This window comes from Catenulispora yoronensis (genome assembly GCF_039531695.1).
Lineage (GTDB): Bacteria > Actinomycetota > Actinomycetes > Streptomycetales > Catenulisporaceae > Catenulispora > Catenulispora yoronensis.
Window position 1 is genome coordinate 1 of the sequence record NZ_BAAAQN010000024.1, and the last position, 19,408, is coordinate 19,408.

Genomic DNA, 19,408 nt, shown 5'->3' on the forward strand with positions numbered 1-19,408 from the left:
CCGGCCAACCGGCTGGGGCACGTTCTTTGATTAGGACTTGATAGTCCAGGCCAATGCAGTGCTCACCAGCCGGCAGCTGTAACCCGGAAGTCTGCCCCATGGACTCGCTCCCGGGAATCATTAGGCTCAACGCTTCTCGAAGGCCCGGCGTCCGGCTGCCGCGCCGGCGCCGAGCCCTCCGGTCAGCCGGTGTTCTTCAGCCCCGCCGCGATGCCGTTCACCGACAGCAGGAGCGCCCGCGCCAGGTCCGGGTCCACCGGACGCCCGTCCCGCACGGCGTCCCGCTGCCGCTTCAGCAGCGACACCTGGAGGTAGGAGATCGGGTCCAGGTACATGTCGCGCACCCGCAGCGTCCGGGCCAGCGTCGTGTTCTGGCCCAGCAGCTCGGACTCGCCGGTCACCCGCAGCACCTCGGCGACGGTGCGCTCGTACTCCTCGGTGATGGTGTCGAAGAAGTGGTGCAGTTCGCGCGGCACCAGGGTCTCGACGTAGTGCCGGGCGATGCGCAGGTCCGTCTTCGCCAGCGTCATCGACACGTTGCTCAGGAAGTTGCGGAAGAAGTGCCAGCGCTCGTACATGTCGCGCCAGTCCGCGTCCGCGAACTCAGGGCTCTGACGTACCGCGGCCAGCCCGGTGCCGACGCCGAACCAGCCCGGCACGATCTGCCGGGACTGGGTCCAGCCGAACACCCACGGGATCGCCCGCAGGCCGTCGATGCCCGCCGAGGTGTCCGGACGGCGCGAGGGCCGCGAGCCCAGGTGCAGATCGCCCAGCAGGTCCACCGGGGTGGAGGCGAAGAAGTAGGCCGGCAGGTCGGGGTGCTCGACCAGCTCCCGGTAGCGGTCCTGGGCCGCCGCCGAGACCCGCTCCATCGTCGCCGACCAGGTCGCCAGGTCCTCCGCCGACTGCCGAGGCGCGCGGTGCAGCACCGTGGCCTCCAGCGTCGCCGACAGCGTCAGCTCCAGGTTCTCGCGGGCCAGCGCCGGGATCGCGTACTTGTCCGAGATCACCTCGCCCTGCTCGGTCACCTTGATCTCGCCGTCCAGCGTGCCCCAGGGCTGCGCGAGGATCGCGTCGTGGGACGGGCCGCCGCCGCGCCCGACGGTGCCGCCGCGGCCGTGGAACAGCCGGATCCGGATGCCGTGCCGCAGCGCGGTGTCGCGCAGCTCGCGCTGCGCGCGGTGGATCTCCCACTGCGAGGTGGCGATGCCGCCCATCTTGTTGGAGTCGCTGTAGCCGAGCATCACCTCCTGGACGCCGCCGCGCGCCGCGACGATGGCCGCGTACGACGGGTCCGACAGCAGCTCGTCCAGGATCTGCCCGGCCACCTTCAGCTCGTCCGGGGTCTCCAGCAGCGGGACGAAGCCGATCGCCGCGGTCCGGGCGTTGACGTCGACCAGCCCCGCCTCGCGGGCCAGCACCACGGCGGCGAACAGGTCGTCCACGCCCCGCGTCATCGACACGATGTAGGACTCGATGACGTCCGGGCCGTACTTCTCGAAGGCGGCGCGGATCGCGGTGAACACCCCGAAGGTCTTCACCCCGGCCGCGTCCAGCAGCGTCTCGGCCGGCACCTGGCCCAGCGGCGACAGCGGCCGGGAGGAGGCCAGTTCCTTGGCCAGCAGCCGGGTCCGGTAGTCGCGCGGCAGGTCGGCGTAGCGCCACGGCTGGTCGCCGAGCCGGTCGAACAGCTGCGCCAGCACGTGGTGGTGCGCGTCGGAGTGCTCGCGCACGTCCAGCACCGCGTGGTGCAGCCCGAACGCCGCGACCTTGCGGATCGCGGTCTCCAGCTCGCCGCAGGCGATCAGCTCGCCGCGGTCGGCCAGCAGCGAGTCCCGCATCAGCGTCAGGTCGCGCAGCAGCTCGGCGGTGCCCAGGTAGTCCCGCCGCGGGTCGTGCGGCCGGCCCTCGGCGATCCGCTGCCGGGTGTTGATCAGCTTCTGCCGGATCGTCGTGGCCTTGAGCCGGTACGGCTCCTCGGCGTTCAGCCGCCGGTACCGGCCCGGGATCTCGGTCAGCGCCTCCAGGTCGGCGTCCAGCGAGGCCCGCAGCTCGGCGGTCGGCGCGGCGATCCGCTCGGAGGTGGACAGCAGCTCGCGCAGCGTGTCCATGGTCGCCAGCGCGCTGCGGATGGCGTGCTCGTGCTGGAGCTCCAGCACGTCCAGCGTCATCTGCGGCGTCACGTTGGGGTTGCCGTCCCGGTCCCCGCCGATCCACGAGCCGAAGCTCAGCGGCCGCGCGGACAGCGGCAGCTCGATGCCCAGCCGGCGCAGCTCGAAGGCCAGCTCCTCCAGGACCTCCGGGGCGGCGTGCGCGGCCAGCTCGTCCAGGTAGTAGACGGCGTTGCGGGCCTCGTCCACCGGCTCCGGGCGGGTGATCCGCAGCTCGTCGGTCTGCCACAGCTGCTCGACGGTCTCGGCCAGCCGGCGCTCGCTGAGCGCGGTCTGCGGGGCCTCCAGCAGCTCGGCGACCTTGCGCAGCTTGGCCAGCACGGTGCGCCGCGCCGCCTCGGTGGGGTGCGCGGTGAACACCGGCCGCACCGACAGGTGGCGCACCGCGTCGGCGGCCGAGCCGGCCAGCCCCGCGGCCTCGATCCGGTCCACGGCCTGGCCCAGCCAGGAGCCCTCGGCCGCCCGGGTGGCGGCCAGCTCCCGGCCGCGGTGCACCTGCTCGGCGGTGTTGGCCAGGTTGAAGTAGGCGGTGAAGGCCCGGACCAGCTCGATCGCCTGCGCCGGGGCCACCGCGGCGAGCAGCTCGGACACGTCGGCGCCCTGCTTGCCCAGCGCCCGGATGGCCTCGACCCGCTCCAGCAGCTCCGGACCGTGCTGCCGGACCAGCGTCTGGCCGAGCAGGTCGCCCAGCCGGCGGATGGCCGCGCGCAGCTCGGCGTCGTCGCCTTCCCGCAGGGGGCTCTGCCCCGCCGTCGTCGTCGTTTTCACGGAACCAACGTCCTCTCCGGCGACGTCCTCAGACTTGGGCGGCGGAAGGGCGGACACGGCGGCCTCCTGGTGGCTGGCTGGATCGTCCCGATTCCTGCCCACTCTAAGCTGGGCCGGAACGCCGGCCGATCAGTTGTCCGGTCAGTGGACTCTTCCACGGCCCGGAGATCGGCCATAAGGTGAATCGATAACGTGAGGACCAGAAAACGGGGGGCGCACGTGGCCGCTACCGAACACGACGCGGCTCTGGGCCCGGAGCCGGGCGTCCCGGCCTACCGTGACGCCGTCCCGGGCTATGAACCCGCCGTCTCGGGGTTCGGGACGGGACAGGCCCCTTCGGGCCCGGGTGTCCCGGGTTCCGAGTCGGGCGGCGACGGCTCCGACGCCCACGACGGTTATGACGGTTATGACGGCTACGACGATGCCGCCGAGCCCACCCCGACCCGCGGCGGCGGCCGCCGGGCCGCGCGCTCCCGGACCAAGCGGCGCCGGATCCCGGGCTGGCTGGAGATCCTGGGCTACGTCGTCATCTCGCTGACGCTGACCTCGATCATCAAGACCTTCCTGATCCAGATGTACTACATCCCCTCGCCGTCGATGGAGCCCACCACCTACAAGGGCGACCGGGTCTTCGTCGACAAGCTCTCGCACTGGGTCGGCGGCGCCCCGGCGCGCGGCCAGGTGATCGTCTTCCACGACCCGCACAACTGGATGCTCAGCACCGGCGGCGGCAGCGGCGGCGCGTTCAACCTGCCGGACCTGCTGGCCGCCGTCGGCATTCTCCCGGACCAGCACGACGACCTGCTGATCAAGCGGATCATCGGGGTCGAGGGCGACACCATCGAGTGCAAGAGCGCCGACGGCCCGCTGTTCCGCAACGGCGCGGCGCTGGACGAGTCCGCGTACATCATGAACGGCAAGACCGGGCGGCCGTGCGCGAACGGCGTCTACAAGGTCATCGTCCCGCCCGGCAACCTGTGGGTGCTCGGCGACAACCGGGAGCGCTCCGGCGACTCCTCGTACAACTACCTGAAGAAGGGCGGCGACGCCGGATTCGTGCCGACCAAGAACGTGGTGGGCCACGTGGTCGGGGTCGTGTCCTGGCTGCGCGACGACCACCCCGCGGGGTCCTGAGCGGGTCCTGAGCGGGTCAGGACCCGGTCCTGACCCGGGCCTGAGCGGGTCCCGGCCCGGGCGTCCCTGCCGGTTCGTGGGGCTTTCCTCGAAGGTTCGCCTCGTGGTGGCCGAGTGTTCGGCACCGCCCGCCGACACTGTGTCGAGCCACCCAGGTGGCTCATAGCCCACACGGGGGCCGCCAGGCCGACACAGGAGTCGCCGCATGACCGCAGTCAATCGCCGCCGCTTCCTCCAGATCACCGGGGGGACCGCCGCCGCCACGTCGCTTCCGATGCTCACCGCGAGCATCGCCCGGGCCGCCGCGGTCCAGCCGAACCGCCGCACCGGCACGATCAAGGACATCGAGCACGTGGTGATCCTCATGCAGGAGAACCGCAGTTTCGACCACTACTTCGGCACGCTCAAGGGCGTGCGCGGCTTCGGCGACCCGCGGCCGGCGCGGCTGCCCAACGGCAAGCCGGTGTGGCACCAGGCGGACGGCTCCGGGAACGAGATCCTGCCCTGGCACCCCGAGGGCGTGCCGGACCTGGGCCTGAAGTTCCTGGACGGTCTGGACCACAGCTGGAACGGCGGCCACCAGGCCTGGAACCACGGCGCCTACGACCAGTGGATCCCGGCCAAGGGCCCGGGCACGATGGCGCACTTCGAGCGGAACGACATCCCGTTCCACTTCGCGCTGGCCGACACCTTCACGGTCTGCGACGCCTACCACTGCTCGCTGATGACCTCGACCGACCCCAACCGCTACTACCTGTGGACCGGCTTCACCGGCAACGACGGCAAGGCCGGCGGCCCGGTGCTGAACAACGCCGAGGCCGGCTACGACTGGACCACCTACCCCGAGCGCCTCCAGGCGGCCGGCGTGTCCTGGAAGATCTACCAGGACATCGGCACCGGCCTGGACGCGAACGGCTCCTGGGGCTGGACCGACGACGCCTTCATCGGCAACTACGGCGACACCTCGGTGCTGTACTTCCACCAGTACCAGAACGCCAAGCCGGGCGACGCGCTGTACGAGAACGCCCGCACCGGCACCAACGCCGCGGCCGGGCAGGGCTACTTCGAGCTGCTGGCCCAGGACGTGAAGAACGGCAAGCTGCCGCAGGTCTCCTGGATCACCGCGCCGGAGGCGTTCAGCGAGCACCCGAACTGGCCGGTGAACTACGGGGCCTGGTACATCGCGCAGGTGCTGGACGTGCTGACCTCCGACCCGGAGCTGTGGGCCAAGACCGCGCTGTTCATCACCTACGACGAGAACGACGGCTTCTTCGACCACGTGGTCCCGCCGTTCGCGCCCGGCGGCCAGGTCCCCGGCGCCTCCACCGCGGACGCCGGCACCGAGTACTTCGCCGGCGGCAACGGCTTCTCGGCCGGGTCCTACGGCCTGGGCCAGCGGGTGCCGATGTTCGTGGTCTCGCCGTGGAGCAAGGGCGGCTGGGTGAACTCCCAGACCTTCGACCACACCTCGGTGATCCAGTTCCTGGAGCAGCGGTTCGGCGTCCGCGAGCCCAACATCTCGCCGTGGCGCCGCGCCGTGTGCGGCGACCTGACCACCGCCTTCGACTTCGGCCGCCGCGAGACCGAGGTCCCGGCGCTGCCGGCCACCGGCGCCTACGTCCCGCCGGACCACGCCCGCCACGCCAGCTACCCGGTGACGCTGCCGGCCGGCATCAGCATGCCGAAGCAGGAGCCGGGCCGGCGCCCCGCCCGCGCGCTGCCGTACGACCTGGCGGCGGACGGCCGCCTCGCGGGCGGGGCGCTGACGGTGGCGTTCGCCAGCCACGGCCGGGCCGGCGCGAACTTCGTGGTGACCTCGCTGACCGACGCGCACGGGCCCTGGAGCTACACCGTCGGCGCCGGGCAGCACCTGACCGGGACCTGGCCGGTGGCGGGGGCGTACGACTTCGACGTCCGCGGCGCCAACGGCTTCCTGCGCGAGTTCAAGGGCGGTTCGGCCGCGGCCGGGCCCGAGGCGGCCGCCGCCCACGTCTGCGACGACCGGGCGCTGAAGCTGACGCTGACCAACACCGGGTCCGCGACGGTGACGCTGACCGTGACGGACGCCTACCGCAACGACCGCCCGGCCTCGCACCGGCTGCGTCCGGGGCAGCACGTGACGCACGTCGTGCACGCGCAGGGCTCGGGCGGCTGGTACGACGTGACCGTGAAGTCCGACCACGACGCGGCGTTCGTGCGGCGCTTCGCCGGGCACGTCGAGGACGGGAAGCCGAGCGTCAGCGACCCGGCGATCATCACGCATTGATCGGGCGCCCGTCGGGCGACCGAGAGGCAAGAACCAGAGGCAAGAACCAGAGACAAGTACAAGGACCGGTTTCCGCGAAAGCGCGGCCGGCGGACCGTGGGGACGGTCCGCCGGCCGCGGGCTTTTCCGGTTCCTTACAGATCCCTTATTGATCGGGCACTTACCGCCTGGCGGCGACCATCGAGGCATGAAGTCGCGAATCGCTTCGGCCCTGGCCGTCCTGGCCTGCGTCGCCGCCCTGAGCGCCTGCTCGGGCAAGAGCTCCGCCGGTACCGGCGGGACGTCGCCGGCCGGGGCGGGCGCCGGCTCCTCCTCCGCCCCGGCCGTCGGCGCCGCCGCCGACAGCGCCACGGGCAGCGGTACGGGCAGCGCCACCGGCACCTCGGGTGCCGCCGCGAGCACCGACTCGCACGGCGTGCCGGCCGGCCCCGACGGCGACCTGTCGTCGCTGGACCAGCAGCTGTCCGACATCGACGGCGCGCTGAGCTCGGCCGAGCCGACCCACACCGCCGACGACAACGGCTGAGACCGAACCCCGAGATTCTTCAAGGAGAACCGATCATGTCGCTTCGCACCCGCCTGAGCGCGGCCGCCGTCGGCGCGCTGTTCGCCGTCGGCGTCGCGGCCCTGCCCGCGCAGGCCGCCACCACCGACTCCGGCGCCGCCCTGACCAAGGCCAAGGCCGCGGTCACCGAGGGCCTCACCGACCGGCTCAGCACCCTGGCGGACCTCCAGACCCGCCTGACCGCCGCCAAGGACGTCCCGGACACCGCCCGCACCACCCTCTCCACGCTGCTGTCCTCCGACCTCAGCGCCCTGACCGCGCTGAAGACCAAGGTGGCCGGCGAGACCACGGTCGCCGCGGTCCGCGCCGACGGCAAGTCGATGGTCGACGACTACCGCGTCTACCTCCTGGTGGCCCCGAAGGTGCACCTGACCCACGCGCTGGCCGCCGAGACCGACGCGGTCGCCAAGCTCACCAAGATCCACGACGAGCTGGCCGACCGCCTGGCCAAGGACCCCCAGGCCGACACCCAGGCGAACAAGGACCTGCTGGCCGACCTCACCGTCCAGCTGAAGTCCGCCGACACCGCCCTCGACGGCCGCGAGCAGGCCCTGCTCGCCCTGAAGCCGAGCCCGGACGGCAAGGCCCTGTCCGACGCCGTGAAGGCGATCGGCGGCTCGGCCAAGAGCGCCCGCGAGGACCTGCGCAAGGCGGTCGCGGACGCGAAGAAGGTGCGGGACGCGCTCAAGGATGGCAAGGCCAAGAGCTGAGGCGGGGCCGCCACGCGGTCGGTGCGGCGAGCAGGGATTCCCGCCGCACCGACGGCGACCCGTCCGCGGTGATCGCGCGGGCGGATGAGCGAAAGAGCAACAGCACGGCCGCGGCGGCTTGGTGACCGCCGCGAGTCAAATCTCTGGCCGAAGCTGCCAAACAAAGCAACAAGCCGAAGCAGCCAACCAAAGCTGCTGGCCGAAGCAGCATGCTGAACCGGTAGGTCGAACCGGCCAACCAAAGCCGCAAGCCGAACCGGTCAACTGAAGCTGCAAGTCGAAGCAGTGAGCTGAACCAGCGAGCTGAACCAGCAAGCCGAACCAGCAGGCCCGAAGCAAGCCGAACCCGTCGGCCGAAATCCCGGTCGAAGCCTCGGCCGATGTCGAATTTCTTGGCGGCCACTCCCGGAGCCCCGGCGCGAAAACCGCCCGATCGAATGACCCCGATCGAATGACCCGCCCCCAGCACCCGCCCCCGGACACCCGCCGGCCGGCCGTTCCGGGGCAAGCGAAAGGCCCCGCGGTACGCGTCCCGCAGGGCCTTGCGTCGAGGTCGGACCGGGCCGGCCTCGGGAGAGTGCGAGGGGGAGCGTGCCGGAGCGGACTCCGGCACGCGCCGTGTGATCCGGCCGGATCTAGTACAGGTCCAGGCCGCCCTTGCCCAGGACGCCGGTCGCGCCCAGCAGGCCGCCCGCGCCCGCGCCGTTGCCCGCGTTCTGCGAGCCCGCGCCGTCGGCGGTGCTGTGGTTGCTGAAGCTGTCGCCCGCGCCCACGGAGCCGTGGCTGTCGTTGCCGGCCTGCGACGAACCCTGGTTCGAGGTGCAGGAGTAGTCGTAGGTGTCGACGTTGGTGTTGCCGTTGGCCAGCACGTTCAGGTTCGGGTGCTGGAGCAGGTGGTTGAGGCTCACGCCGACCGGGATCAGGCCGACCAGGCTCTGGGCGGTCAGGTCCGGCACGGTCTGGTCGAGCAGGCAGCCGAAGTTCGGCGCGACGTTGACGTCGTTCAGGGCGTTGACCGGGATGACCCCGCCCTGGCCGACCGCGTTGTCGCCGGCGTCGTGGTGCTCCGCGCCGCCGTTCCAGGCGCTGTCGGCGGCCGCGGACGCGACCCCGGCCATGCCCATGACACCCGTGCCTGCCAGGAGGGCGATAGCGGTGGCGTGCTTCAGAAATGCCATGATGATCATTCTTCCTAGTCGAGTTGGATCTGTGTTTCCCGACGGGCGATGGTGGAGCCCGCCACCTCGTCGCTTCTGAACCTTACTGCCATTCGTGGAGAATCGTATATCAGCCGATCACGCCGCTCGGTCGAAGACACTGACGAGTGATTGAGTGGACGTTGTTCTTCGTACTTTCCGCCTTCTGATGGATATGGCATCACAGCAGGTGAGGCGGGTAGTGCAACGTCTCCTTCGTCAGTTCGACGGCCGATAGCGAGTGCCGTTGACCTTTGATATCTCGCTATTTTCCGATCCGCCATCGCCCCGCCAGTCAGGGACTGGTCCCAGAGGTCTGAAAATCATCAAATCCAGTGATTGTCGGATCTGATTCGTCCATTCTCTGGACCGGGGCGGGCCGACGTTTCCCGCTTAGAGCAGGCCGCCGAGCGCGCTGCCGACGATCGGCAGGCCGCCCATGGTGTGGCCGCCGGCCGGGGCTCCGTGCCAGCCGGTGTCGCCGGTCGAGTCCTGGTCGGGGTCCGGGCACGGGCCGGGCGGGGGCGGGGGGCACTCGGTGACCGGCGGCGGCGGGGGCGGGCACGGGGTCGTGGTGGGCGGCGGGGGCGGGGGGCACTCGGTGACCGGCGGCGGGGGCGGCGGGCACGGGGTCGTGGTGGGCGGCGGGGGCGGCGGGGTGGGCGTGCACACCTCGCACGGCGGCGGCGGGGGCGGCGGGGTCGGCGTGCACACCTCGCACGGCGGCGGGGTCTCGACCGGGGTCGTGGTCGGCGGGGTCATGTGGTGGCCGTGGCCGCAGCCCAGCGAGGCCGGGGCGGACTCGGTGGCCCACGGACCCTCCCACGTGGAGGTGCCCTCGACGCAGTAGTCGTTGGTCATGTCCACGTCGGCCATGCCGACGTGGATGGTGCCGTGGTCGCTGACGCAGGCCTCGTCGGTGTGCGACAGACCGCTCACCCACGGGGTGCTGCACAGGCTGGGACCGGTCGCCGCCTGGGCCGCCCCGGACGCGGCCACCATGGCCCCGCCGGAGGACAAGGCAATAGCGGCGAGGGACAGGAATTTGCGCACCGCCGACTCCTTTCATCGTGATCTGGTGGAGGAACTGCCCCCTCAACGCGGAGGGAGATCAGCAGGTCACGGGAGAGCCAGCATTCGGGTGGCGTGTATTTGCACAGAACAAAAAGCGCACCGGCTCCGATGGTGCCAGTGGACTGACAACTGATGGGCGACCGGTGCGTCCGCCGCGCGCCGGGGACGGCGCGCGGCGCGGGGGAAGTACGGCCGGCGAACCGGTCAGTTGAACTGGCCGGGCACGTAGTCCCCGGCCGGCTGGGTGGTCAGGACGTTGCCGCGGTTGAAGGCGTTGATCAGCGCGATCGCCGCCACCAGCGCGCCGAGCTGCTCCTCGTCGAAGTGCGCGGCCGCGGCCGCCCACAGCTCCTCGCCCACCCCGGCGGTGTCGGCCAGCCGGGTCCCGGCCTCGGTCAGCTCCAGCGCGACCCGCTCGGCCTCGGTGAACACCGTCGCGTCGCGCCAGACCGCGACCAGGTTGATCCGCTGCTGCGTCTCCCCGGCCGCCGCCGCGTCCTTGGTGTGCATGTCGACGCAGAAGCCGCAGCCGTTGATCTGGCTGGCCCGGATCTCCACGAGATGCCGGACCTCGGTCGGCAGCGGCGAGGCCACCAGGGCCTGGTTCGCGGCGATGAAGTACTTGTAGACCTTGCTCAGGGCCGGGTTCTCGTACGCGTTCAGGCGGGCTGCCATGGTGTGCTCCCTAGGTCGTCGCGAGGTGGTTCACCTACGAGACGGAACGGCGGGAGCGGCCGTGACGCGGACCGGTGTGATCCGCGTCATAGCCGGACCGGCTCAGTGCCCGGGCGCCTTCAGCGCGGCCGGCAGCGCGGCGCCGAGGTGCTCGACGTCGGTCACCGCCTTGGCGTGGCCGGAGTCCACCGCCGAGCGTGCGATGTCGACTATCTGCTGCGGCAGCGCGACCAGGTGCCGGGCGAAGTCGTCGAAGTCGTTGCCGACCTTCTTGAGCAGCTCGGCGCAGACGCTGACGGCGTCGCGGCTCTCGGAGTCGCGCGGGTCGTCGTCGTCGAACAGCCAGACCGAGCCGGGGTCGGTGCCGCGGATCTTCAGCGCCAGCATGCCGCCCTGGACGTAGCCGATGCCGAGGAACTCCTCGGTGAACCGGTCGTACAGCGCCTGGTTGGCGTAGACCAGGTCCTGGTGCGGGTCCTCCCGGCGCAGCCCGAACAGCCACTGGTCGGCGATGAAGCCGCCGGCCAGGTTCACCGCCGGGCTGATCGGCCGGCCGCCGTCGGTGCCGGCCAGGAACCGCCGGTAGGACGCCGGGAGCCCGAAGCCCAGGTGCTGCTCCAGCTGCTTCATCGCCTCCTCCGGCACCGAGCCGCTGCGCTCGAAGGCGACCGGCTCCAGCATGCCCTCGGTGAACAGCCCGGAGCGGTTGCGGTCGGCCTTCAGCGTGGCCATGCCGCCGTGGTGCCGGAAGGCGCCGTGCAGCTCCACCGGGACGCAGTGCAGCATCCGGGACTCCGCGGCGTGCGCCCAGGTCCAGCCCTGCGGCGTGGCGGTCGGCGCGCGGCCCTCCCACAGCGGGTCGCCGGTGCCGGCGGCCAGCAGGTTGGCGGCGATGGTGTCGGTGACCCGGATCTCGTCCACGGACAGGCCGGAGGGCGGATCGGCGATCTGCACGGTGTGCCGTGCATAGACCGCGAATTCCGGGTATCCGTGCATGGTCAGGTAGATGCCGTGCGGGAACTTGCGGTCGAGTTCGGGATCGCTGAACTCGATGATCCGTCCGGCGAACTGGCCGTTCGGTATGCCGTGCCGCTGTGCGGATGCCTGTGCCATGTGAGGTCTCGCTCCGGCCTTCATTTCTGTAGGGTCCGGGTAGAAAGGTACCGGCTCCGCCGGGCCTGCGGGTATGGAGCCCGCGCACCCCGATCACCAGGAGTGACTTTAGTCCCGGAAAATCCCGAAATGTCCGGGCCCGGTTCGGGCGTACTCTTGAGAGATAACCCGGCGCCGATACTCGGCTTCGGGCTGTTCGTCGTGCGCGAAGGGTGGCATGTGTGAGCCTGTCCGGACTTCTTGACGCCGTAGCCGAGGACCAGGGGATCGCCGCGCTGCTCCAAGCCGGTGCGACCGCCGGGCGTACGGCTTTCGACCTGGCCGCGCCCCGCTCGGTGCGGCCGTTCGCGATCGCCGCGCTGGCCCGGGCCCAGGCCGCGCGCGGGCGGCCGGTGCTGGCCGTGACCGCCACCGGCCGGGAGGCCGAGGACCTCACCGCGGCGCTGCAGAGCCTGCTGCCGGCGGACAGCGTTGTGGACTTCCCGGCCTGGGAGACGCTGCCGCACGAACGGCTCTCGCCGCGCAGCGACACCGTGGGCCGCCGGCTGGCGGTGCTGCGCCGGCTGGTGCACCCGGACGCCGGCACCGAGGGCGCCGGCCCCCTGGCGGTGGTGGTGGCGCCGATCCGCTCGGTGCTCCAGCCGCAGGTGAAGGGCCTGGCCGACCTGGTGCCGGTGGCCGCCCGGACCGGCGACGAGCTGGACCTGGAGGACCTGGTCCAGCGCCTGGCCGCGGCCGCGTACACCCGCACCGACCTGGTGGAGAAGCGCGGCGAGTTCGCGGTGCGCGGCGGCATCGTCGACGTCTTCCCGCCGACCGAGGAGCACCCGCTGCGGCTGGAGTTCTGGGGCGACTCGATCGAGGAGATCCGCTACTTCAAGGTCGCCGACCAGCGCTCGCTGGAGGTGGCCGAGCACGGCCTGTGGGCCCCGCCGTGCCGCGAGCTGCTGCTCACCGACGAGGTCCGCAAGCGGGCCGCGGCCCTGATGGCGGAGCACCCGGAGCTGGCCGACATCCTGGGCAAGGTCTCCGAGGGCATCGGCGTGGAGGGCATGGAGTCGCTGGCGCCGGTGCTGGTCGAGGAGATGGAGCTGGTCGTCGACCTGCTCCCGGCCGGCGCCCCGGTGCTGCTGTGCGACCCCGAGCGGGTGCGGACCCGCGCCGCCGACCTGGCCGCCACCTCCGCCGAGTTCCTGGACGCCTCCTGGGCCGCCACCGCCGGCGGCGGGCAGAGCCCGATCGACCTCGGCGCCGCCTCGCTGCGCGAGCTGTCCGACGTCCGCGAGCACGCCATCACCCTGGGCCTGCCCTGGTGGTCGCTGACGCCGTTCGCCCCGGACCTGGAGCTGCTGCCGGAGGAGGACCGCACCGAGGTCAGCCTGATCCAGGAGGCCGCGCAGTACGGCGGCGACACCGGCCGGGCCCTGGCCGAGCTCCGGGCCCGGATCTCCGAGGGCTGGCGCGTGGTGCTGGTCACCGAGGGCCACGGCTCGGCCGAGCGGCTGGTGGAGGTGCTCAAGAGCGCCGACATCGGCGCCCGCTGCGTCCCGGAGCTGGCCACCGTCCCGGAGCCGGCCCTGGCCACCGTCGCCACCGCCCGGATCGACCACGGGTTCAGCGCTCCGGAGCTGAAGCTGGAGGTGCTCACCGAGCAGGACATCTCCGGGCAGCGGGTCGGCACCAAGGACATGTCGCGCATGCCGTCGCGGCGCCGCAACGTCATCGACCCGTTGCAGCTCCGGGCCGGGGACCCGGTCGTGCACGAGCAGCACGGCGTGGGCCGGTACGTGGAGATGGCGCAGCGCACGGTCGCCGGCGCCACCCGGGAGTACCTGGTCATCGAGTACGCCCCGGCCAAGCGCGGCCAGCCCGGCGACCGGCTGTTCGTGCCCACCGACCAGCTGGACCAGGTCACCAAGTACGTCGGCGGCGAGGCGCCCTCGCTGCACCGGCTCGGCGGCGCGGACTGGCAGAAGGCGAAGTCCCGGGCCCGCAAGGCGGTCAAGCAGATCGCCGGGGACCTGGTGCGGCTCTACAGCGCCCGGATGGCCGCCCCCGGGCACGCCTTCGCCCCGGACACGCCGTGGCAGCGGGAGCTGGAGGACGCCTTCCCCTACGTGGAGACGCCGGACCAGCTGGCCTGCATCGACGAGGTCAAGAACGACATGGAGAAGCCGGTCCCGATGGACCGGCTGATCTGCGGCGACGTCGGCTACGGCAAGACCGAGATCGCGGTGCGCGCGGCGTTCAAGGCGGTGCAGGACGGCAAGCAGGTGGCGGTCCTGGTGCCGACCACGCTGCTGGTGCAGCAGCACTTCTCCACCTTCGCCGAGCGCTACTCGCAGTTCCCCATCACCCTCAAGGGGCTCTCCCGGTTCCAGACCGACAAGGAGGCCGAGGAGGTCCTGCGCGGCGTCGCCGACGGCTCGGTGGACGTCGTCATCGGCACCCACCGGCTGCTGGCCAACTCGGTGAAGTTCAAGCGCCTGGGGCTGGTCATCGTCGACGAGGAGCAGCGCTTCGGCGTCGAGCACAAGGAGCAGCTGAAGCAGGCCCGGGCCAACGTGGACGTGCTCACCATGTCCGCCACCCCGATCCCGCGCACCCTGGAGATGGCCGTCACCGGCATCCGCGAGATGTCGACGATCCAGACCCCGCCGGAGGAGCGGCACCCGGTGCTGACCTTCGTCGGGCCCTACGAGGAGAAGCAGATCTCCGCCGCCATCCGGCGCGAGCTGCTGCGCGAGGGGCAGGCCTTCTACATCCACAACCGGGTGGAGTCCATCGACCGCGCCGCCTCCCGGCTGCGAGTGCTGGTTCCCGAGGCCCGGATCGCGACCGCGCACGGGCAGATGAACGAGCACGTGCTGGAGAAGCTGATCGTCGACTTCTGGAACAAGGAGTACGACGTGCTGGTCTGCACCACGATCGTGGAGTCCGGCATCGACATCACCAATGCCAACACCTTGATCGTCGAGCGCGCCGACAACTTCGGGCTCTCCCAGCTGCACCAGCTGCGCGGGCGGGTCGGCCGAGGCCGGGAGCGGGCCTACTCGTACTTCACCTACCCGCCCGAGAAGCCGCTGACCGAGACCGCGCACGAGCGCCTGGCCACCATCGCCCAGCACACCGACCTCGGGGCCGGCATGTACGTGGCGATGAAGGACCTGGAGATCCGCGGCGCCGGCAACCTGCTCGGCGGCGAGCAGTCCGGCCACATCGAGGGCGTCGGCTTCGACCTCTACATCCGGATGGTCGGCGAGGCCGTCGAGCAGTACCGGGCCGAGGCCGAGGGCCGCGAGGTCGAGGAGCCCGTCGAGATCCGGGTGGACCTGCCGGTCGACGCCCACCTGCCGCACGACTACATCCCCGGCGAGCGACTGCGCCTGGAGGCGTACAAGCGCATCGCCGGCGCCGCCACGCACGAGGCGCTGGCCGAGGTGCGGCAGGAGTTCATGGACCGCTACGGACGCTTTCCACAGCCTGTGGAGAACCTGCTCGCGGTCGCGGCCTTCCGCATCGACGCGCGGGCCGCCGGGCTCGCCGAGGTCGCGATGCAGGGCAACTTCGTGAAGTTCGGGCCGGTGAAGCTGCGCGAGTCGCAGGAGATGCGGCTCATGCGGCTGTATCCGAAGACACTGGTGAAGGCCGCGACGGAGACGCTGCTGGTGCCCAAGCCGATGACCGCGCGAGTCGGCGGCCAGCCGCTGCGGGACCAGGAACTGCTGGGTTGGGCGCGGGATCTGATCGACGCGATTCTGAAGATGTAGGGGTCGGTTCCGAAGCGGCGGCTGGGGCTGCGAAGCCGCAGCCGCAGGACACGGATCAGGGTTTCGCGGCGGCCGACTGTCGTGCCCGGAACGCCGCCGCCTTCACCCGGCTCTGGCACGGCGCGGAGCAGAACTGCCGGACCGAGTTCTTCGACATGTCGACGTACACGCGGTCGCAGTGCGGGGCGCGGCAGACGCCGAGGCGGCCGGCCAGGGCGCTGCCGACCGCCAGGGCCAGGGCTGTGGCGCAGCCGGAGGTCCAGCCGATGCCGTAGGAGTCGTCGGAGCCGTGGAAGTGCAGGGCCCACGGTTCTCCCGGTACCCGGTCGAGCTGCGGCCGCGCGCCGGACTCGCGCAGTAGGCGGTTCACCGCGGCTGCGGCGTCGTCCACGCGTCCCTCCTCCACCGCCTCGAACACGTCGCGCATCACCCGCGCCGCCTGGGCCAGGAGCTCGGCGTCGTCGGCCGGCAGGGACTCGGGGATCCTCGGCTCCGCCGACGGGATCGCCCGCCGGGCCGCCGCGGGCAGTGCGGCGCCGGCCGGGGCGGTGAAGGGCTTGCCGCGGCGCTCGCCGTCGGTGAGCTCGTTGACGAAGGACACGGCGGCGTCCAGCAACAATTCGACGTGACTATCGAACAACACTTGACTGGTCACTTTCTGGGCGCCTACGGTGGTGTCACCAACGATAGTCGATTCATCGGTCACGATTTATCGGTCACGAAGTGGTCGGGCGGGGGGTCTCATGGCGGAGCGGCTGCCGGCCACGGTCCGGGTCCTGATCCTGGCCCGCGGGGTGAATCAGCTCGGCGGTTTCTCGCTGGCGTTCCTGACCGTGCTGCTCGCCGACGACTTCGGCGCCGGGCTCACCGTCGCGGGCGTGGTCTCGGCGGCGTTCGGTCTGGCCACCATCCCGAGCCGGCTGCTCGGCGGGCGCCTGGCCGACGGCTGGGGCCGCCGCCGCACCATCGTTGCCGGACTGCTCGGCTGCGCCGTCGCGCAACTGGGGCTGGCGGCGGCGCCGGACCTCGTCGGCGCCGCCGTCTGCGCGATCCTGCTCGGCCTGGCCTTCGAACTCTTCGAGCCGCCGAGCCAGTCCTTGATCGCCGACGCGGTGGAACCCCGGGACCGGGCCTCCGCGTTCGGGCTGCTGACCACGGCGCTCGCGGTCGGCAGCCTCGGCGCCGGGGTGATCGCCGAGGTCGTGGGCCGGTGGAGCCTGCGGTGGCTGTTCGTCGCCGACGCCGCGACGGGGATCGCGTGCGCGGTCATCGTCCTGCTCACGCTCGCGCCGGACGGGGTCGCCCGGCCGAGGCCGACCGCTGCTCCGCCGACTGCTGCTCCGCCGACTGCCGCTCCGCCGACCGCTGCTCCGCCCGGCACCGCCGCGGCGTCCCGCTCCCCCTCGCCTTCCCGCTCCCCCGCGACCCCACCCTCACCCTCACCCTCACTCTCACCCTGGCGCGACCGCTCGCTCCTCGCCGTCACCGCCTCCGGGACCGTGTTCGCCCTGATCTCGATGCTGGCGCTGGTTGCCCTCCCGGTGGCGCTCCCGGCGGTCGGCCTGCGCCCCTCCGACGCGGGCCTGATCATGGCGGCCGCCACCGCGACCCTCGTCGCCGCCCGGCCTGTGCTGCGGACGCGTGCGGTCGCCTCGCTCTCGCACGCGGCGACGTTCGCCGTCGGATATCTGCTGATGGGCTCGGGGCTGCTCGGATACGCCGTCGCGCACACGCTGCCGACCCTGGTCGGACCCGCGGCGCTCTACAGCCTCGGGAACCTGTTGGTGATGGGCCGGTCGTTCGCGATCGTCAGCGAGCTGGCGCCGGCGGCCGCCTCGGCGCGCTACTTGGCCGTCTACGGACTCGGCTGGGGGGTCGCGACCTTGCTGGCGCCGCTGGCCGCGGCCTGGCTGATCGGCGTGTCGGGACCGGGTGCGCTGTGGCTCGCCGCCGCCGGATTGTGCGGGGTCATGGCGGGGGTGCAGCCCGCGCTCGCGCGGCGGGTGCGCGGGGGAGATGACGATCTTGCTGTGATCCACTCCACAAACGCGGTGGCGGAACGCTACGATGCGGTGTCGATCTGAGTTGATCTGATGTGCCGCCAGGAAGGTTCAGCACCGTGATCCAGGCTCGCTCCGTCCGTCTCGCCGCCGTCATCGTCCTTGGCGGCGCCGTCGCGCTGGCCACCACCGCGTGCGGGGGTCCGATGCAGGCCGGGGCCGCGGCCGTGGTGCAGGGCCAGCGCACTTCCGATCGCGATATCCAGAGCCAGGTCGCCGCCTACGAGACGCTGCGGACGGACAACGGCCTGACCCAGAACGCGGCGCCGACCGACGCCGACCGCGCCCAGGTGGCCCGGGCCCAGATCAACTTCCTGGTGCAGACGGCGGTGTGGCAGAAGGTCGCCGACGGCCTCGGCGTGACCGTCGGCCCGGCCGACGACGCCAAACTGCGCTCCACGGTGGTCGAGGAGACCCGCTCGGCGCTCGGCCCGGACTTCCACGGCAGCGACAACGAGGCCGTCTCCCTGGCCTTCGCCAAGACCCAGCAGCCCAACTACCTGGCCCCCAGCGCCGTCCCCGGCTGGGTGCACTACCAGGCGCTGATCAAGGCGGTCGTCGCCGACGAGGCGGCCAAGCTCAAGGTCGACCCGGAGCTGAACGACCAGGCCTCGCAGACGGCGATGCAGCAGGCCGTCATCCCGCTGCTGGACCAGGCGGCCAAGGAGATCGACGTCAAGATCTCCCCGCGCTACGGAACCTTCGACGCCGCCAGCCGCCAGCTGGTCACCGCCGACACGTCGTGGCTGCGCCCGACCGAGGCGCAGATCGCCGGCGCGATGGCGCAGATGCAGCAGCCGGCGCAGTAGCGCCAAGCGAAACGTAAAGAGCGCGCCACCCCGGCGATCGGGGTCGGCGCGCTCTTTGTCGTTCGGGATCGTCCGGGCAGGGCCGGATGCTCACGAAGCCGCGTACCGCTCGGCGATCGCGTGGAACACCTTCTTCGGCTCCCAGTTCAGCTCCGGGGTGTCGGGACCGGTCATCCGCACCGTTCCGTAGGCCGCGAGGTCCAGGTCCTTGCGCGGGTCCCCGGCGTCGTACCGGGCCTGATAGGTCGCGAACGTGAACCAGAAGGCGCTGTCGAAGCCGGTCTCCTCGAAGACGTCATAGAGCTCTGAGAAGTACGAGACCTGCTCGTCCTCGCTGCGCAGGTAGTCCCCGGCGACCACCGGCGGGTCCTCGGAGTGGTCCAGGATCGCCCAGCCGAGCCCGCCGCGGTCCCCGGCCCCGACGAACGTGGTGCAGCCGTACTCGGTGGCCACGACCGGCTTGCCGTGCGTGAAGAACTCCTTGACGTGCTCGCGGTACCGGTCGCGGTTGTGCGCGTCGCGGTAGGCGTCGACGGCGACGAAGTCGAACGGGGCCCAGTCGATCGACTCCCACGGCCCGGCGGCGTAGGTGACGCGGCCGTGGAAGTGTTCGCGGATCACCGCGGCGGCCTCGGCGAGGTAGACGTTCAGCAGACCCAGGATCTCGGGGAACCGGCTCCACAGCGCCGGACCGCCGTTGCTGAGCGTCTGGATCCGGGCGAAGGTGTCCTCGCCGTCGAAGTAGCCGGGGCAGAACAGCGAGGTCTCGCACCCGGCCACGAACACCACCTCGGCTCCGGCGGCCCGGATCCGTTCGGCGCGGCGGGCGCAGTCCGCGAGGTGGTCGAGCAGTTCCTCGCGGCTCAGCTCGCAGGGGAAGGGCGCGAACCAGACCTCCAGCCCGTTCTCGGCGGCGGCGGTCGCGGCGGCTTCGAGGCGCTCGGGTATGGCGCCGGAGACGCGGACCGCGGTGCAGTGCAGGTCGTCGGCGATGACGCGGAGTTCCTCGCGGGCGGTCTCGGGGGCGAAGTCCGGGCGGGAGTCGGAGCCGCCGGGGAAGAAGCCGGTGTCGTAGTTGATGCCTTTGCCGCGCATGG

The 19,408-nt window shown here is 71.7% G+C and carries 14 protein-coding genes; 7 read left to right on the plus strand and 7 right to left on the minus strand.

The window, feature by feature from the left end:
- Positions 1–182 precede the first annotated feature (182 nt).
- Positions 183–2,939, minus strand: a complete 2,757-nt coding sequence (gene ppc, locus ABD481_RS20555) for a phosphoenolpyruvate carboxylase (protein WP_344667327.1) — start codon at positions 2,937–2,939, stop codon at positions 183–185.
- A gap of 219 nt (positions 2,940–3,158) precedes the next feature.
- Here ppc and lepB point away from each other — a divergent pair, with 219 nt between their 5' ends.
- From lepB to ABD481_RS20575, 4 genes are all read left to right on the plus strand, one after another.
- Positions 3,159–4,073 (plus strand): signal peptidase I, encoded by a 915-nt coding sequence (gene lepB / locus ABD481_RS20560; RefSeq protein WP_344667328.1) that lies wholly within the window; start codon positions 3,159–3,161, stop codon positions 4,071–4,073.
- Positions 4,074–4,278: 205 nt separating this feature from the next.
- On the plus strand, positions 4,279–6,339 hold the full coding sequence (locus ABD481_RS20565) for a phosphocholine-specific phospholipase C (RefSeq protein WP_344667329.1): 2,061 nt from the start codon (positions 4,279–4,281) through the stop codon (positions 6,337–6,339).
- A gap of 187 nt (positions 6,340–6,526) precedes the next feature.
- Positions 6,527–6,865, plus strand: coding sequence for a hypothetical protein (locus ABD481_RS20570; RefSeq protein ID WP_344667330.1), 339 nt, complete (start codon positions 6,527–6,529; stop codon positions 6,863–6,865).
- 35 nt (positions 6,866–6,900) lie between these two features.
- Entirely contained in the window at positions 6,901–7,614 is a 714-nt protein-coding gene (locus ABD481_RS20575) for a hypothetical protein (protein ID WP_344667331.1), read from the plus strand.
- A gap of 635 nt (positions 7,615–8,249) precedes the next feature.
- Here the strand turns inward: ABD481_RS20575 and ABD481_RS20580 are convergent.
- The 4 genes from ABD481_RS20580 to ABD481_RS20595 form a co-directional block, all read right to left on the minus strand.
- Positions 8,250–8,792 (minus strand): hypothetical protein, encoded by a 543-nt coding sequence (locus ABD481_RS20580; RefSeq protein WP_344667332.1) that lies wholly within the window; start codon positions 8,790–8,792, stop codon positions 8,250–8,252.
- A gap of 411 nt (positions 8,793–9,203) precedes the next feature.
- A complete protein-coding gene (locus ABD481_RS20585) occupies positions 9,204–9,863 on the minus strand; it encodes a hypothetical protein (protein ID WP_344667333.1) in 660 nt (219 codons plus the stop codon).
- 225 nt (positions 9,864–10,088) lie between these two features.
- Positions 10,089–10,559 (minus strand): carboxymuconolactone decarboxylase family protein, encoded by a 471-nt coding sequence (locus tag ABD481_RS20590; protein ID WP_344667334.1) that lies wholly within the window; start codon positions 10,557–10,559, stop codon positions 10,089–10,091.
- A gap of 102 nt (positions 10,560–10,661) precedes the next feature.
- Complete coding sequence (locus tag ABD481_RS20595) at positions 10,662–11,672, minus strand: SMI1/KNR4 family protein (protein ID WP_344667335.1); 1,011 nt, start codon at positions 11,670–11,672, stop codon at positions 10,662–10,664.
- A gap of 221 nt (positions 11,673–11,893) precedes the next feature.
- On the opposite strand from ABD481_RS20595, the gene mfd reads away from it, so the two are divergent.
- Entirely contained in the window at positions 11,894–15,442 is a 3,549-nt protein-coding gene (gene mfd, locus ABD481_RS20600; protein WP_344667336.1) for a transcription-repair coupling factor, read from the plus strand.
- 55 nt (positions 15,443–15,497) lie between these two features.
- On the opposite strand, the gene ABD481_RS20605 is transcribed toward mfd, so the two are convergent.
- Positions 15,498–16,097: a CGNR zinc finger domain-containing protein gene (locus ABD481_RS20605; RefSeq protein WP_344667337.1), complete on the minus strand. Its 600-nt coding sequence runs from the start codon at positions 16,095–16,097 to the stop codon at positions 15,498–15,500.
- Positions 16,098–16,185: 88 nt separating this feature from the next.
- On the opposite strand from ABD481_RS20605, the gene ABD481_RS20610 reads away from it, so the two are divergent.
- Complete coding sequence (locus ABD481_RS20610; RefSeq protein ID WP_344667338.1) at positions 16,186–17,526, plus strand: MFS transporter; 1,341 nt, start codon at positions 16,186–16,188, stop codon at positions 17,524–17,526.
- Positions 17,527–17,561: 35 nt separating this feature from the next.
- The gene (locus ABD481_RS20615; protein ID WP_344667339.1) at positions 17,562–18,311 is read left to right on the plus strand and encodes a hypothetical protein; all 750 of its coding nucleotides are present in this window, start codon (positions 17,562–17,564) and stop codon (positions 18,309–18,311) included.
- A 90-nt stretch (positions 18,312–18,401) separates the two neighbouring features.
- Here ABD481_RS20615 and ABD481_RS20620 read toward each other — a convergent pair whose 3' ends face one another.
- Positions 18,402–19,406 carry a glycoside hydrolase family 113 protein gene (locus tag ABD481_RS20620; RefSeq protein ID WP_344667340.1) on the minus strand — a complete coding sequence of 335 codons (1,005 nt, stop codon included), beginning with the start codon at positions 19,404–19,406 and terminating at the stop codon, positions 18,402–18,404.
- Between the last annotated feature and the right edge of the window lie 2 nt (positions 19,407–19,408).